At 53.1% G+C, this 15,403-nt stretch carries 17 protein-coding genes and 1 pseudogene; 9 read left to right on the forward strand and 9 right to left on the reverse strand.

Annotation, left to right across the window (positions count from 1 at the left end; all coding sequences use genetic code 11):
• Positions 1-16 precede the first annotated feature (16 nt).
• Genes FJW00_RS07205 through FJW00_RS07220 form a run of 5 tightly spaced genes read left to right on the forward strand, consistent with a single transcriptional unit; the run spans position 17 to position 4,469 of the window.
• Positions 17-481 (forward strand): S-ribosylhomocysteine lyase, encoded by a 465-nt coding sequence (locus FJW00_RS07205; protein ID WP_140923365.1) that lies wholly within the window; start codon positions 17-19, stop codon positions 479-481.
• Positions 481-816, forward strand: a complete 336-nt coding sequence (locus FJW00_RS07210; RefSeq protein WP_181405360.1) for an SDR family NAD(P)-dependent oxidoreductase — start codon at positions 481-483, stop codon at positions 814-816. The genes FJW00_RS07205 and FJW00_RS07210 overlap by 1 nt, the downstream gene beginning before the upstream one ends.
• 55 nt (positions 817-871) lie before the next feature.
• Positions 872-955: a hypothetical protein gene (locus FJW00_RS22730; RefSeq protein WP_373682544.1), complete on the forward strand. Its 84-nt coding sequence runs from the start codon at positions 872-874 to the stop codon at positions 953-955.
• Between the two features lie 16 nt (positions 956-971).
• Positions 972-3,317: a molybdopterin-dependent oxidoreductase gene (locus FJW00_RS07215; RefSeq protein ID WP_140923366.1), complete on the forward strand. Its 2,346-nt coding sequence runs from the start codon at positions 972-974 to the stop codon at positions 3,315-3,317.
• A gap of 42 nt (positions 3,318-3,359) precedes the next feature.
• Positions 3,360-4,469 carry an iron-containing alcohol dehydrogenase family protein gene (locus FJW00_RS07220; RefSeq protein ID WP_140923367.1) on the forward strand — a complete coding sequence of 370 codons (1,110 nt, stop codon included), beginning with the start codon at positions 3,360-3,362 and terminating at the stop codon, positions 4,467-4,469.
• Positions 4,470-5,108: 639 nt separating this feature from the next.
• On the opposite strand, the gene FJW00_RS07225 is transcribed toward FJW00_RS07220, so the two are convergent.
• From FJW00_RS07225 to FJW00_RS07240, 4 genes are all read right to left on the reverse strand, one after another.
• The gene (locus FJW00_RS07225; protein WP_140923368.1) at positions 5,109-5,843 is read right to left on the reverse strand and encodes a tyrosine-type recombinase/integrase; all 735 of its coding nucleotides are present in this window, start codon (positions 5,841-5,843) and stop codon (positions 5,109-5,111) included.
• A 199-nt stretch (positions 5,844-6,042) separates the two neighbouring features.
• Positions 6,043-6,189, reverse strand: a complete 147-nt coding sequence (locus FJW00_RS07230) for an excisionase (RefSeq protein WP_140923369.1) — start codon at positions 6,187-6,189, stop codon at positions 6,043-6,045.
• A gap of 272 nt (positions 6,190-6,461) precedes the next feature.
• Complete coding sequence (locus tag FJW00_RS07235) at positions 6,462-6,755, reverse strand: hypothetical protein (protein WP_140923370.1); 294 nt, start codon at positions 6,753-6,755, stop codon at positions 6,462-6,464.
• Between the two features lie 172 nt (positions 6,756-6,927).
• A complete protein-coding gene (locus FJW00_RS07240) occupies positions 6,928-7,308 on the reverse strand; it encodes a SecDF P1 head subdomain-containing protein (RefSeq protein WP_140923371.1) in 381 nt (126 codons plus the stop codon).
• A 444-nt stretch (positions 7,309-7,752) separates the two neighbouring features.
• Between FJW00_RS07240 and FJW00_RS07245 the strand changes: the two genes are divergently transcribed.
• Entirely contained in the window at positions 7,753-7,962 is a 210-nt protein-coding gene (locus tag FJW00_RS07245; protein ID WP_140923372.1) for a hypothetical protein, read from the forward strand.
• A gap of 56 nt (positions 7,963-8,018) precedes the next feature.
• Here FJW00_RS07245 and FJW00_RS07250 read toward each other — a convergent pair whose 3' ends face one another.
• The 3 genes from FJW00_RS07250 to FJW00_RS07265 all read right to left on the reverse strand — a co-directional run bounded on the left by FJW00_RS07250 (position 8,019) and on the right by FJW00_RS07265 (position 11,133).
• Positions 8,019-8,210 carry a hypothetical protein gene (locus tag FJW00_RS07250; protein ID WP_140923373.1) on the reverse strand — a complete coding sequence of 64 codons (192 nt, stop codon included), beginning with the start codon at positions 8,208-8,210 and terminating at the stop codon, positions 8,019-8,021.
• Positions 8,211-8,284: 74 nt separating this feature from the next.
• Positions 8,285-8,545 carry a hypothetical protein gene (locus tag FJW00_RS07255; protein WP_140923374.1) on the reverse strand — a complete coding sequence of 87 codons (261 nt, stop codon included), beginning with the start codon at positions 8,543-8,545 and terminating at the stop codon, positions 8,285-8,287.
• 659 nt (positions 8,546-9,204) lie between these two features.
• Positions 9,205-11,133, reverse strand: coding sequence for a methyl-accepting chemotaxis protein (locus FJW00_RS07265; protein ID WP_140923375.1), 1,929 nt, complete (start codon positions 11,131-11,133; stop codon positions 9,205-9,207).
• Between the two features lie 115 nt (positions 11,134-11,248).
• On the opposite strand from FJW00_RS07265, the gene FJW00_RS22550 reads away from it, so the two are divergent.
• A complete protein-coding gene (locus FJW00_RS22550; RefSeq protein ID WP_258317020.1) occupies positions 11,249-11,662 on the forward strand; it encodes a hypothetical protein in 414 nt (137 codons plus the stop codon).
• Here FJW00_RS22550 and FJW00_RS07270 read toward each other — a convergent pair.
• Both FJW00_RS07270 and FJW00_RS07280 read right to left on the reverse strand, forming a co-directional pair.
• A pseudogene (locus FJW00_RS07270) lies at positions 11,570-11,833 on the reverse strand (DDE-type integrase/transposase/recombinase); the annotation flags it as partial. The gene FJW00_RS22550 and the pseudogene FJW00_RS07270 overlap by 93 nt on opposite strands.
• A 499-nt stretch (positions 11,834-12,332) precedes the next feature.
• Positions 12,333-12,971, reverse strand: coding sequence for a TetR/AcrR family transcriptional regulator (locus FJW00_RS07280; protein ID WP_140923689.1), 639 nt, complete (start codon positions 12,969-12,971; stop codon positions 12,333-12,335).
• 266 nt (positions 12,972-13,237) lie between these two features.
• Here FJW00_RS07280 and FJW00_RS07285 point away from each other — a divergent pair, with 266 nt between their 5' ends.
• On the forward strand, positions 13,238-13,615 hold the full coding sequence (locus tag FJW00_RS07285) for a peptidase (RefSeq protein ID WP_009092864.1): 378 nt from the start codon (positions 13,238-13,240) through the stop codon (positions 13,613-13,615).
• A 2-nt stretch (positions 13,616-13,617) separates the two neighbouring features.
• Complete coding sequence (gene umuC, locus FJW00_RS07290; RefSeq protein ID WP_140923378.1) at positions 13,618-14,880, forward strand: translesion error-prone DNA polymerase V subunit UmuC; 1,263 nt, start codon at positions 13,618-13,620, stop codon at positions 14,878-14,880.
• Positions 14,881-15,403 lie beyond the last annotated feature (523 nt).

The following is a 15,403-nucleotide window of genomic DNA, read 5'->3' on the forward strand; positions in this document are numbered from 1 at the left end:
GGTAAGGAGAAACAGAATGCCAGCAGTAGAGAGCTTTACGCTCGACCATAACAAAGTCATCGCCCCGTATGTGCGGGTGGCCGGCAATGAAAAACACGTGCTGGGAAGCGTGGTGGAAAAATACGACCTGCGCCTGCTGCAGCCGAACGTGGATGCTATCCCGACAGCTGCAATGCATACGCTGGAGCACCTGCTGGCCTTCGGCCTGCGTGAAGAGCTGGAGGGCGTGATCGATATTTCCCCGATGGGTTGCCGCACCGGCTTCTATTTAATCCTGTGGGATAATCGCGACCCAAAAACCATCGCTACCGCGCTGACCCGTGTTCTGGAGCGTGTCGTTGATGCCACCGACGTCCCGGCGGTTACGCCACTGGAGTGCGGTAACTATCGCGACCACTCGCTGTTCTCGGCGAAAGAGTATGCGCGCCAGATATTGGCGGCCGGGATCAGCACCGACGCCTTTTCCCGCCAGGTGGTTTAATGGTTTCTATCGATCTTCGGGGGCAGACGGCGGTGGTCACCGGCGGACTGCAGGGGATCGGACGGTCGATCGCCGAACTGCTGCATCAGGCTGGTGCCTGCGTGGTGGTAGGCGACATCGCCATCACTGCGAGTGAAACCGGCGATCGCTGGCTGTGGCTGTCCTTTGATATCTCCCGGCCTGAACAGGCAGGCGAGTTGATTGCAGTGATGAAGCCCCGGCGCTATGGACGTATTATCAATATCGCCTCGCAGGCGGGGAAAAAGCTATCGCCTGATTGGGTAGTATGTCGCCTCAAGGCATGCGGTACTCGTTTAACTAACTACCTATGCTGAAGACTGCTCACAGGTGCCGCTGGGGCGCACCGCACAGCCTGAAGACGTTGCCAGCGTGGTGCCGTTTCTCGCCAGTCCGCTGTCCTCTTATATGGCCGGCCATGCGATTAACGTCACTGGCGGTATGACCATGCATTAACATCCCGGAGTGCACCATGAGCCAGCAGGCCGAAGCCGAAAAACGACTGACCGTGACCCACTGGGGCACCTATCGGGTGACCACTGATAACGGAGTACTGACTGCCGTCGAGCCCGTTGAGTGGGACCGCAATCCGTCGAAGATTGGCTTCTCGATGCCGGGTGCGGTGCAGGGCAACAGCCGCGTACGGCGGCCGGCGGTGAGGCTCGGCTACCTGCAGGGCAAGCCTGCCAACCGTGAGGGACGTGGTAAAGAACCCTTTGTGGAAGTGAGTTGGGAGCAGGCGCTGTCGCTGGTGGCCGGTGAGTTGCGGCGGGTAAAAGATACCCACAGTAATCAGGCGATCTATGGTGGTTCCTACGGCTGGTCGAGCGCCGGGCGCTTCCATCATGCGCAAAGCCAGCTGCATCGCTTCCTCAATCTGTTTGGTGGCTATACCGCCAGTACCAATACCTACAGTATCGCCGCCGGAGAACGCGTTTTGCCGCATATTCTCGGCGATCTCGACGATCTTCAGCGTCAGCACACCCACTGGCCGGTATTGGCTGCACACTGTGAACTGTTCGTTGCCATCGGCGGCCTGCCGCTGCGTAATGCCCAGGTTAATGGCGGCGGAGCCAACGATCATGCCCTGGACTACTGGCTGCAAACCCTGCGTGCCAACGGCTGCCGTTTTATTAACGTTAGCCCGGTGCGCAACGATCTGGCCGCTGTCCACGATGCAGAATGGCTGGCGATCCAGCCCGGTAGTGATACCGCGCTGCTGCTGGCGGTGTGTCAGGTGCTGATTGCCGAGCTGCTTATTAATCATGATTTTATCTCCCGCTGTACGGTTGGCTATGATCGCTTTGCTGCTTACCTGCAGGGCGAGGATGACGGCGAGGCAAAAACGCCTGAGTGGGCGGCGACCATCACCGGGCTGCCGGCGGATACCATCCGCCAGCTGGCGCGACAGATGGCGCAGAAGAAAACGATGATCAATATGGCGTGGTCGGTTCAGCGTGCACGTCAGGGTGAGCAGGCCTACTGGGCGCTGGTGGCGGTCACCGCGCTGCTAGGACAAATTGGCACCCCCGGCGGCGGCATCGGTTTTGGCTATGCCTCGACGAATCTGGCTGGTGCCGAACGGCGGCGCTTCTCCGGTCCGCGTATGCCAGCAGGCCGCAACGCGGTCAGTACGCGTATTCCGGTGGCGCGTATCACCGATATGTTGCTGCATCCCGGAGAAAGCTACGAATTCGATGGCCAGACCCTAACCTATCCCGATATCCGCCTCGTTTACTGGGCGGGCGGCAACAGCTTCCACCATCATCAGGATCTCAACCGGCTGATCGATGGTTGGCGGCGGCCGGAAACGGTAATCGTCCATGAACAGTACTGGACCGCGCAGGCCAAATTCGCTGATATCGTGCTGCCCGCTACGACGTCACTGGAGCGAGAAGATATCGGAAGCGCCAGCAACGACGGCTTTATGATCGCCATGCGCCAGCATCTGCCGCCGCAGGGGGAAGCGCGGGATGATTATGCCATCTTCAGCGCGCTGGCCGAAAAGCTGGATTTTGCCGCGCAGTTTACCGAAGGGTACAGCGCGCGAGGCTGGCTGGAAAAGATTTATCAGGATTCCCGTCCGCGGGCCGCAGAGGACGGCATTCAGCTGCCAGACTTCGAGGATTTCTGGGGGCAGGGCAAGCTGGAATACGCTGTACCAGACGTGCCGCAGATCCTTCTGAAGGCCTTCCGGGACGATCCCGAGGCCGCGCCGCTGTCTACGCCGTCGGGTAAAATCGAGCTCTTTTCTGCGGCGGTGGCAGCCTTTGGCTACCGCGAAGCGCCGGGCTACGCCTACTGGTACACAGATGAGCAAAATGCCCAACAGGCACTGCGCCAGCGCTGGCCGCTGCATCTGTTGTCTAGCCAGCCGCGCACGCGGCTGCACAGCCAGTACGACCACGGTTCGGTCAGCCAGCAGACCAAAATTAACGGTCGCGAGCCGCTGTGGATGCATCCGGAGGACGCTGCCGCGCGCGGCATCGGCGAGCGCGATATCGTGAAAGTGTTTAACGATCGCGGCGCGCTGCTGGCTGGGGTGCATCTCACCGAGGATATCCGGCCCGGTGTGGTGCAGATCTCCACCGGTGCCTGGTACGATCCGCTGAATGCACAGGAAAACCGCTCACTGGATAAACACGGCAACCCGAACGTGTTAACCACCGACATAGGCAGTTCACGGCTCGGCCAGGGCAGTACGGCACAAACCTGCTTCGTGGAAATTGTCCTCTTTAACGAACCGCTGCCGGAAGTGACGGCCTGGCTGCCGCCGACGTTTGTGGTCTGGACCAGCGAGACAATACAGGAACCGTAGTCACGTAGCCCGTCACAGATTTTGTTGTCATCGGAGGATGCCATGAGTACAGTTCAACCGCTATCACCGTCCGCGCAGTTCGCAATCAAGTCACCGGGCAACTACATCCAGCAGGCGGGACTTGTCCACCAGGTCGGTGAACGCATCCGTCCGCTGGTCGATCATCTACGCATTCTCACGTCGCCACAGGCCTGGCAGGCGGTGAACCCGGCGCTGGAGGAGAGCCTGAACCGGGAAGGTGTGCGCTGGCAGGTGGAGTATTTAACCGGCGAATGCACCGATGCGACCATCGCCCGATTTCGCCATAACCTGCTGAAGCAGGGCGCGGAAGGCATTCTGGCCATCGGTGGCGGGCGCGTGCTGGATACCGCGAAAGCCGTTAACGATGCGCTGGGCGATCGCCAGCTTATTGTGCTACCGACGCTGGCGGCAACCTGCGCCGCCTGGTCGCCGCTGGCGATTATCTACAATGAAGAAGGCGGCCATCTCGACAGCCTGGCATTGAACGCCATGCCTGCACTGATTCTGGTCGACAGTGAAATCATCACCCGCGCCGACGTGCGCTATTTGCGCTCCGGCATCGTCGATGCGCTGGCGAAATGGGTGGAATTTGATCCCTGGCAGCGGCATAACCCGCACCATCTGGCGCTGGAGGTAAAAGTGTCGGCGGCCAGGCAGGCCTACGATACACTCCTGCACTGGGGCGAAAAGGCGATCGTGGCAAATGAGAAGCAGCAGGTGACGCCGGCACTGGAAAGGGTGATTGAGGCCAATATCGTGCTGGCCGGATTAGCCAACAGCGTGCGCGGTGAACTGGATACGCCGGGGCTGGCGCACGTGATCCACGATACGTTGACTCATCAGCCGGAGCTGCAGGACTGGCTGCACGGCGAAAAAGTCGGATTCAGCCTGTTACTTCAATCTCTGGTGGAGTACGGTCAGCCGAATGCGCAGCTGCTCAACCTGCTAAAAATCTACCGCAGCCCGCTTCGGCTGCCCGCGCTAGAGGGGGACAGAGAGGCGCGCATTGCTCAGATTGCCGCCGATATCCGCTTCCCTCAGAAAAGCCTGAACGGCCTGCCGTTTGCCGTCACCGTTGGAACGCTGCATCGGGCGCTGCTGGCAACTGAGGCAAAGGACTTCGCAGAATAGACTTAAGTGAGGCATCTGCCATTTCCTGCACAGTCTTCGAAGGCGTGATGATGTACGGGTAGGCTTATCTGCTGAAATGAACCACAAGCGCAGTCGAAAAGCTACCAGATGCTCAAGCAAAAATAATGTAGGGCGGCTTGCCCAGTTCAGGCAGCAGCAGCCCCATGCAAACTCAGATGCTTTGATGGCGGCACTGAAAGCATTAATCGCTCAGGGAAAGGCAAGGTCTGGTTTGCGGGGCTGTGAGCGCGCGACAGCTCATGGCGGATGAAGCGCGAAAAATTGTCTCCACGCTATAAACGAGTCTGAAAGATATTCCGGGAATAAAAGGATTTAACCTGATGATGCAAGGCAGATCGCGAGAGTCGGTGAGGAGTAAAGAGGCTTCAGGCAAAAACATTTTAATCCGAAACCTGTCCGAACAGAGTCGGGAAAAATGCTAACTCTCTGATTATAAAGGGATGCATTGGTAAGCATTGCTATCAACAATGAGCGGGCAATATACGCGTATCTCGTTGAAATAGCTTAACTAATCGTTGGCTTTAGGACAAACATGTTTCGTATATAGCATATCTGTTATGGCATGGGTTGCAAGGGTAAATTTATGCGCTCAGGAAAATGTCCGTAATTACATAGACATCATATCAGTACATACGTATCGCCACGTGAAGGGAGTTCCTTCTGAGTCAGTGTGCGATTCCTGAAGCGCGGCAGTCGTTGTGTAAACGCCTGACCGTAATGCGCCTCATACAATCTCCCGGACAGGCTGCAGATTTCGTGAAAGGTTGGCGGGTCTGGCAGCGTATCCAGACCACAGTGGACCCGCGTGCGCGTAAATGCCTGCGTCAGGTTTTCCGGGCGAACCGGGCCGGGCCTGCGTCCATGACGTCGTGCAGCAGAACAGATAAAACGCGGTGAAGGATTATTCCGCCGGCATAACTCATTCACGTCGTTCAGTGTCATGCCGATATCGGGCAGCGCCAGATCAACGGGGATGGCTAACTTACTGCCTTTCTTACTCTGTGTGATGAACAGTCTGCCTTCACGAACGTCGAAGAACCTCATGCGGGTGATATCCTCCCGGCGCTGAGCAGTAACCACGGCGACCAGCAGTGCCCGGTAAAACCAGGGTTCGGATTCAGGTACGGCCTCCAGCAGCATCCGGAATTGCTCAACTGAAAGCCGGCTCCTCTGAACCCTCGGCTGTTTTGCCCGTGTGGGTTCAACCGGATTTCTTTCAATCACCCCCGCCACAATCGCCTCACGGAACACATCATTCAGGACACTGCGCAGAATGACTGCCATTGTCTGTTTGTTTTCGATGACACAGACATCCACAAACAGGGCAATATCGCGGGTCGTGACTGCATTCATCGCCAGGTCATCCAAAGATTTCCGGATTGCGTTCAGCTGGTATTTACGCAGCCGAAGGGTATTACGGGGGAGGTTAGCATCATAAGATTCAGGCCTTTTGATCATATATCACTATTTCCATCAGCAGATTACGCCCGATTACCCTATGCGAAAGAGCGTTCGCATTTCTGACGCGTTTACGGGGGTTGAGATAAACCGCTTACGGATGAAGCCGGTACTCTTTGACGTGTAGTTCCGGGCACGGGTAGATTCGCCCTTCGCGCGCCCAGCGGCGCAGGGTTGACAGGGAAGGCGGCTGAGAAGAGGTCTCGCTCAGCCACTCTGTCAGGTTAAGCAGCTGAGCCATGATTTACCTCCGGTTTTCAGTATATAAAAAAACCCCGCCAAGGCGGGGTTTCATTGTTTATCTTTGTCGCGCTTATCCTGTTCAGGCTTCCATTCAAGCCCGCACATATCGCAGGAAAACTTCCCGTCAGGACGCTTTCGTGGTCCACAGAAATTGCAGAAAGGACACGTTCTCGGTCTGTAAGCTATTTTCAACTTCCTTATATCAAATCAGTTCTGATTTCCGTGGAAACGGCATCGAACAATGACTTCAGGACCCAGGTCGCGGAGACGTTAAAGAGTGTCTCGATGAAAAGCTTTTGCAGCTTTGCTGACTTCATAATTTCGTCGTTTTTCAATCATCCTGATGTAGAAGTCATAAAGCTCTTTGCGCATGTGCTGCTTCATTTCATCAGGCAACGGTTCCAGCGATTTCTTCCATTCATCCAGTTCTGGCCTGCAGAGCACATAGGCCTTATCAACAATTTCTTTAGACGGAATTTCCGACTTTATGAATGGGATGGTGTGGTCATTCAGGCATTTCACCTCTGGCGTTTCGAATGACACGTCCTCTGCTACGACTGTCATGGAAAATAACATTCCAGATAAAAAGATCCACCTCACCGCTTTTTCTCCTTGTAATTAATCGTGCCAGTGCCGTCCGGATACTGCAGCCCAAAGCTCCGGTAAAACTTATCACACGACTAAATCTAAGTTAATCCTGTCGCGTTCGTCCATGCTTAATTCCACTATCTTTCCTCTAATTATGCTTAACCCCATAGTCATAAAGAAGCTGCATCAGAACTATGCGTGGCATCTCTTTACCGGAGAGTCTGAAAGTATTCCTGAGTACAGAGACAATATTCGCGCTGGAAAGCAGATTGCCTTTGTAATAAATAAACAACTTCTTACCAATGTTCTGCTTTGTAGTTTTATAGAGTGCTTTCCCACACTCATCACTCAATGAAAAATTTACATTTTCAGAATCGATCTCATCACTTGGCAGGTAACTTATTGATTTTATACATTCCTTTGAGTATGTTTTCTTCGTGCCATTTACTTCAAATATGAAACTACCGGGCTCGGCGACAGAGAAAAAAGGAAAGAGAAGCGCAGCGAGAATTAGCGTGGTCTTAAGCATGCAATATCCATATTTCAAGTATTAAATAGTAATCATAAAACAATCAGGCTGACTGTGCACACTGTGATGCATCCTGGCTGATATAAAGCACTACAAAGCGGCCAGATAAGACAGCTGATTCAGTCTTCCACAGCCTTATGCTGGCGGGCGTAGGCTTTTATTTAATACCGGCACCTCCGTCGTCATGAATGTGTCCTGCGTCAAATGTGATGTACATGAACATGAACATATATGCCTTTCCGGCGGCGGCGGTGACCGATATCGACGGCGAGGAATACCCGCTGCCGTGAAACCCGAAGCAGATTGAAGGCATGCTCGCTATCCTGGGCAAAAGCGGCCTCAGAGTGGTCAGTGCCTGCCTGTGCGCCAGGTCGAAATACGAGGACGATAAAGCCAAGGCGACCGCCGCAAACAACTAGCGCAGAACTCCGGATCCATTAACCAGTGCTGACTGATGAAAAGCCAGGCAAGCAGAAAAAAATTCTGCAAGAAGATGACTGGGCGGCATTAAAGGAATTGATTTTACGATATATTTTTGCCTTCATCGCATCAACAAAGAATGGGCTTAGTACTGCCTTCATTTATGTGCCTGATAAATTCTATGACGCTGATTTTAGGAGAATCCAACGTTATGCTCATCCATGCGTCGATTAATCAGGCAAAGATACACGGATAGGTCTGATTGCCATATCCTGACAGATGATAGGTGCTTATCGATAAGGCGCGTTCGGCCACTTCTTGTAAGCGAAGACGTAGAGCATGACGAAATGTATGCCCGGGCAGGAAAGCAGTAACGCCATCTTCCATCCGAAACCAGCTTTCTGAGCCATGCGGAAGCATGGGATAAAAGTGAAAAACCAGATGATCAAAGACAGGGCTGCGAGGGGGTTTGGTTGTTCCATTGAGCGTTCTCCTTAAGTTATATGCCTTTGGTATCGGCAGTCAGCCTTGATTATTCAGTGAGAATGAGTACTGTTCATGGTTTCTTTAGCAAATCAATCTGCACAAGCAGACGCTTATGTGTCTCGATCGCATCCCATATCTGGTCCTGAGTGTCACCGTCCCATTCGGGGCAGGCTGCTAATTCAGAGCAAAATTGCTTTAATCTAATGTGTATTGAAGCCACTTCATCCCGATTACAACTTCTGGCGATCTGTGAAAGCTCATCTTCTGATGTGCGTATGTACATCAATTGAGCAGACCGTTTCCTTTTAAACAGGCGGCTAAGTTTATCCATAACAGAAGCTCTTGTTTTTTTAGATTTGAGAAGTTTATCGTCACTGTCGTGTCAAACTGCAGCATTTTTTTCAACATTTCTCACCTAAACCAGACCAGTTAAGGCTGGTTTATTATGTCCTTAGATTAAGGTTCCCATGAATGTTCAGGCTTACCACGTGGCCGTGCGGGTAGCGCTGGATGATTAGATTACGCGCAACCTGCAGCAGGTCAGCCGTGATGCGACATCCGCGCTGCAGGCACTTAATCGTTCTCTGCTTAATGAGTTTATGGCGCATCCCGCGGGGCTCATGAATATGCCGGTGCCATCTGTGAGACAGCTGACCAGACGCAGCGCATCAACCGTGCCTCCCGGCATGCGCCACTGGCGGCGGGTGCCGGAAAAGGGAGCTGCGGTGGATTTGGCAACCCTGGGGGAGGGTTGTTCTGCCTTCACCTTAAGGACTGTCTGGCAGAGGCCGGGTTACGCAGGGCCTGCCGTGAAGAGCTTGAAAAAATGTCCCGATGTGTCCTTTCGGTGTTTCATTCCCCGCTTCCTGCGTACAACTTTCAGCTGCAGCCATGCTTGCAGGTCACTGATTCGCCCGGCGCCAGATAGCTGGCCCGGGCAGTAATGCTGGATCAGTTTACGGGCTCATCGCAGCCAAACCCTGATTTGCACTATCCGTTAACCACTTTGAATACGGATATTTCCTGTGCAAGCTGTGCTGCCTCGTCACGCAGAACCTGAGTGTTTTCTGCAGTCTGGTTGATCAGTGACAGGTTTTGCTGAATACCGCGCTCCATCTGTGTAACCGCCAGCGTCATTTCAGAAATGCCTTTGCTCTGCTCATCACCGGCGACCCGCATCTCCCCAACAACCTGTCTGACGCGATGTACGTCGTTAACCAGTTGTTTCAGTTGCTCACCAGCACCTTTCACCAGCTTGCTGCCAGCAATGACCGTGCTGTCGGAATCGGAAATGAGGAGTTTGATTTCCTGTGCTGCGTTTGCGCTACGCTGCGCCAGCGCACGGACTTCTGCTGCTACAACGGCAAATCCTTTTCCCTGCTCACCGGCGCGCGCCGCTTCCACTGCTGCATTCAGCGCCAGTATATTGGTCTGGAAGGCAATGCTGTCAATCAGTCCCAGTATTTCAGCTACGCGTTGTGAGGAGTTCTGTATGGCTGCCATAGTTTGCACCATTTCCTCCATTGTTCCTGAACTGGTCTGCGCAATCTGCGAAGTTTTTTCCGCGACCGTATCTGCCAGCCGGGTGTTTTCAGCGTTCTGCTGTACTGTTGCGTTAAGCTCTTCCATCGCAGCAGCACTCTGCTCAAGCGCAGCGGCCTGCTCCGCAATCTTGTCTGAAAATGACTGATTGCTTTGAGCCAGCCCCGATGCATTGAGCGCTACCGTTTCGCTGCTGCCTTGAACACGCGTGATTACACCCGCAATCTTATCGACGAAAATGTTGAAGGCTCCGGCAATGTCGGCAAGTTCGTCGTGACCATTACGCTCAAGACGGCGCGTCAGATCGCCATCTCCTGTCGCAATCTCGTTCAGAGCATCATAGGTATGACGCAGGCGCTGACCAATACGTTGTGTAAACCACCAGGTGAGAATAAGCAGAATAATCATGGCAGGCACAAGGAATATGAAAATATCCCACATGATCGTGCGGGCCATGCCACTGACCACTTTCTCCGGCGTAACCAGACCTATGATCCAGCCAGTTCCCGGCATGCGGAACAGGGTAACCTGTGCGGATTGATTCAGGTGTGCATCATTAATACGATCGACTGTGGTCAGGGTTGCATCAGGCCCGAGGCTTTTTAATTTTGACACAACGGGCTGCAGCCAGCTCTCTTTCTGAGCAACAGTGGATAAGGTATTCAGCACTTTGGTATCCACGCCAGGGTAGTAGAGCAGCGTACCGGTCTTGTCTGCCGCAAGGGCATACCCCCCCGTCACATTACCCTGAGTTTTCACAAACTGTGCCAGGTTATCCAGCATCACATCCAGTGTAGCGACACCCGCGAAACGATCACCGGCATAGTAGGGTACGCTGCAGGTCACCATTTTGACGCCTGAAACCTGATCCTGATAAACATCGGACCAGGTACAGCGATCGCGTGGCGCATTGCGAGCCTGGGTATACCAGCTTTCCTTGTGATAATCGCCGGTAGCAGGCTGATTATATCCGTCAGAGTAAGCGAGTTTGCCACTCTCTTCACGCGCCCAGAAGAAGCTGCGCAGTGCAGTGCCTGCAACAAACGCATCCGGCTCAGGCCAGATGCCTCCACCGGCGATAGTATGATTACCATTACTGTCGATCATTTGCGGAAAACTGTTCTGCCACAGCAAAACATCGTGGGGCAGCACCTCTGCCAGACGCGCCATGCTGACTGCCTCTCCCTGAATGCCCGCCAGCTGCTGGTCCAGCCTGCTGACCAGGTTTCCACCGGCTTGCTCAATTAATTTATTGCTGGCTTCAATAATGCGTGGCTGACCACGTAACAACAGTACAAGACAGACAATTGCGGTCGTCACGCCTAACAGCAGGACGCCACCCAATGTCATTTTTGTAGCAATACGTGCAGGAAACATATTTATCCTTATTTATCAGGAAATTATTTTCTTTATGTGACGAGCTTTCTGTGGAAAGCAACCTGGTGATATACCCCTTATTGATTATCGGCAGGCGCCTGCGGATGTTCAGAAAATGTCCAGCTTATTTAGCTGGTCAGAGGAGAGCTGCCCGTTCCCCGGTATTTGCCCTGTCTGCTTCTGGCACGAAAAAGCGCTGATTGTGAGGACATCGATAACTTCCGGAGATCCAGTGGTGCCTCAGAAATGTCAGTCTCTGATGCAAATTAACGGGCAGGCAGGGTGTCATCAGACGCAGTCGGGCAATGAGCACAGAACGTACAGCAGTTGCTCGCAGGACAGCGTTTCACTGTTCTGGCCGTTACCGGATGAGTTCATTGAATGGTGCAGGGAGGGGGATTTGGCGCTGCGGGCTGTTCACGCGATTCGTAGTTCTTTTTCTTTGCTTCAGCAACTGAAAAAAGCTTTCTGCAACTACATTATCGTGGCAGTTACCGCGATGGCTCATGCTGACTTCAAGTCCATGTGATTTCAGGAACGACTGCCACTCATGACATGTGTACTGACTGCCCTGATCAGAGAACCCGCGCCTGTTTTGGGGGGTATGCCGCCGTACAGCCATCAGCAATGCGTTCAGGACACTCTGCTTGTCCATCTGCGGTTACATTGACCAGCCAGTAATCTCATCATCTGTCATATCGTCCAGGATTGAGACGTCATAGAGCCGAGAAAACTTTATCTCTGACAGGTCTGCACGAAATACCAGTCACCGATCATCCTCACGCTGAGCACTAAAATGCCGCTCAAAAACGTTATGGATCAACAGATGCAACCTCCGGGCATACCCATGAGTCGCTGAATGAATGATATACGTCTGGGCGGGTCAACCTAACAATCGTCACGATATGAACGAACCGCATCCGTTTCTCGCGCTTAACAGACAAGGGCTTGCGCATCAGTTCGCTTTGAGTCAGAAGCGGACATCTGTATCAGGCAGCCTGCAAGGGAGAGCATAGCGCGTTAAGTCAGAGGCGAGAAGGAGGAATAAGGCACACATATCTTTAACTGAGACAGTGGAAAGCGCCTTTTGAAAAACCTTCCTTTAATGATCCAACCGCACAACGCCATACCGTCTTCACATTCCAGCACAACCATTGTTTGTTTTCTTTTCCGACGCCGAACAATTGTGCCCACCCCTGTCATATTGAAGCCTTTCCTGAATGATCTTCATCATTAACATTGCTGCTCATGAGCACGGATCTGACAACAAAATCATTACATTTTTTAAGCTCCTCACTGTCAGGCTGAATTTTTCCGTATATCCGCATCCCTTCCAGCATCATAAAAATGCTCAGCGCCATGACTCTTGCGTTTTCATCGCGCCGAAAGACCTGCTGAGCCTGACCAGTGGATAGTATGTTTTCCAAACGATTGATTATTGAATTGAATTTATGGTGAACCCTTTTTTTTACCTCTTCGTCACCCGGTAAAAGTTCACTGGCAGCGGCAATTGTGAAACACCCTTTCTCTCCATCAGGAGAGGATGATAAAAGCGCCACAAATTCGAGCGTATCGCGCAATGCAGCTTCTGGCGATAACTCTACCTCGCGTTTGGCTGCTCTGGAAACGCCTTCATCCATATATTGATGTAGCGCCGCCAGATAGATAGCTCGCTTATCCGGATAGAGCTTATAGATACTGGCGCTGGCTAACCCTGATGCTTTCATCAGATCGGACATTGAAGTTGCCCGATATCCTTTTTGCCAGAAACAGTCCAGCGCAGTGTTCAGGAAGTCCTGTGGATCGAATTCTCGAGGTCTGCCAGCAGATGATTTCATTTCATCCCCCTGTGTTGATAATTGATTGTAGTTCGAACAATCTACAATTGAAAGCTCCTGTACATCTCCGACTTCAAAACTCGCCTGCTTGCCCATTTTTGTGCTGTCTGCGGCGATAGCATGTCCGCTTTTCGCCTGTAGCAGACACCGGCGTACACACATGCGCATTGCCGGCTGTAACGACTTATACTCATCACAGGAGTCATAAATGTGTATGCCTGTTGGATGCAGACAGGCAGCAATGCTGGTCAGAATGGAGCATTTTAATGGCCTTTCAGAATCCCGCTCAGAACTACACCGAAACGCGCCTTAACCTGGGCGATCTCGTTCATCTTTCCCCTTACTCAACCTATTTGATGCGCAGCGAAAGCGACTGCCCCGATGCCGGTATTGTGAAAGGATCCGTGCTGGCTATCGATCGTGCACTGACGCCTGTACACCGCCAGCTAATCGTTGCTGAGGTTGACGGGGAGCTGACGCTGAGACGACTGCTGCTCAATCCGGTTCCCGCCCTGCAGGCGCTGGACGAGGACGAAACGGTAACAGTGCTGGATGTGAACCAGACGCTGCCCGTCTGGGGTGTGGTTGCCTATGCGCTCACTGATGTGGCCGGGGTGGGATTCAACGGGCCGGCAGGAGAGTAGGGATGTTTGCGCTGGCCGATGCCAATAATTTTTACGCCTCCTGTGAAACGGTATTCCGACCCGACCTGCGCGGAAAACCCATTGTGGTTGTGTCGAATAACGATGGCTGCGTTATTGCCCGCTCGGCTGAAGCAAAGCGAATGGGCATAAAAATGGCGGCCCCGCTGTTTAAGAATGAGCGTTTCTTCAGGGAGAACGGGGTATACGTATTCAGCTCCAACTACGAGCTGTATGGCGACATGTCGGCACGCATGATGGCGATACTGGGGGAGATGGCTGCGGGGCAGGAAGTTTACTCAATTGACGAGTGTTTTCTGGACGTTACAGGGATTAACAGCCTTATCCCGCTTGAGACCTTCGGACAGCAGATGCGCGAGCGTATCCGCAGGGAAACCGGACTCATCATTGGCGTGGGGTTTGCGCCGACAAAAACGCTGGCGAAACTGGCCAACCATGCGGCCAAGAAATGGACACAGACTAATGGCGTCGTGGACCTGTCCGACAGACACCGGCAGCGAAAGCTCCTGCACCTGACCGACGTCAGCGATATCTGGGGCATTGGTCAGCGCATCAGCAAACGCATGAATCAGATGGGAATAACAACGGCTCTGCAGCTGGCAGACAGCAACATCAGCATGATACGGAAAAATTTTGACGTCATCGTTGAGCGTATCACCCGTGAGCTGAATGGTGAGTCCTGCATTGCGCTTGAGGATGCACCGCCGCCAAAAGAGCACATACTGAACTCGCGGTCGTTTGGTGAAAGAGTCACAAAACTGGAAGACATGCAGCAGGCAATCGTGCTGTATGCCACGCGTGCGGCAGAAAAGCTCAGGGAGCAGAATTCACGCTGCAGGCATATCAGTGTCTCAGTTGCCACCGGCAGACATGGCGATGAGCCGCGATATTCCAACACGGCATCCTGCATGTGCGATTATCCGACCAGTGATACGCGGGACATTATAGAATCAGCGCTTCGCGGTCTTGGAACTATCTGGCGGGAGGGCTTCCGCTATGCCAAAGCTGGGGTGATGTTGGGAGATTTTTACCCGTCCGGCATGACGCAGTTTGACCTGTTCAGTGAGCAGCAGCCCCGTGCAAACGCAGATGCTTTAATGGCGGCACTGGACGGCATTAATCGTTCAGGGAAAGGCAAGGTCTGGTTTGCGGGGCAGGGAGCGCGCGACAGCTCATGGCAGATGAAGCGTGAAAGGTTGTCGCCACGCTATACAACGCGGCTGAAAGATATTCCGGGAATAAAATAATTTCACCTGATAATGTGAAGGCAGATCGCGAGATCCTGTCTGGATTAAAGAGGTTTCAGGGAAGAATAGCCTTATCCGAAGGCTGCCATAAAAATACAAATGCCTCATACCTGTAATGTTGCAAAAATGGTATTACGGCTTCAACGTTTGCTTCTGAAACAAAGCGGACTGACGTCAGGTCAGCTTCCGTGATGATCGAAAAGCGCCGGGCGGATAAACCTTTTCTGGGCCAGTACTTTATGTTTTTCTTCACTTAGCAATCGTAACAAGGACACTATCGTGAAAATCTACTGGACCCAAAAGAGTATTCCCGAACTAAAAGACCTATCTTTTCGGGAGCGGGGAAGTCGTTGGCGTAGAGCATACAAATCGGCCTTCCGGCACTGGCAGACCTGGGTGGGACTCATGCTCTGCGGGGCCCTCGGTGGCGCGGGAGCGTACTTTGGCGACCTAACCGGCGCCGTAATATGTGGCGGGCTGGGCGGCTTTATTTACGGTCAGATCGTGACACACGTTGTCCTGA

This window comes from Pantoea anthophila (assembly GCF_006494375.1).
Lineage (GTDB): Bacteria > Pseudomonadota > Gammaproteobacteria > Enterobacterales > Enterobacteriaceae > Pantoea > Pantoea anthophila.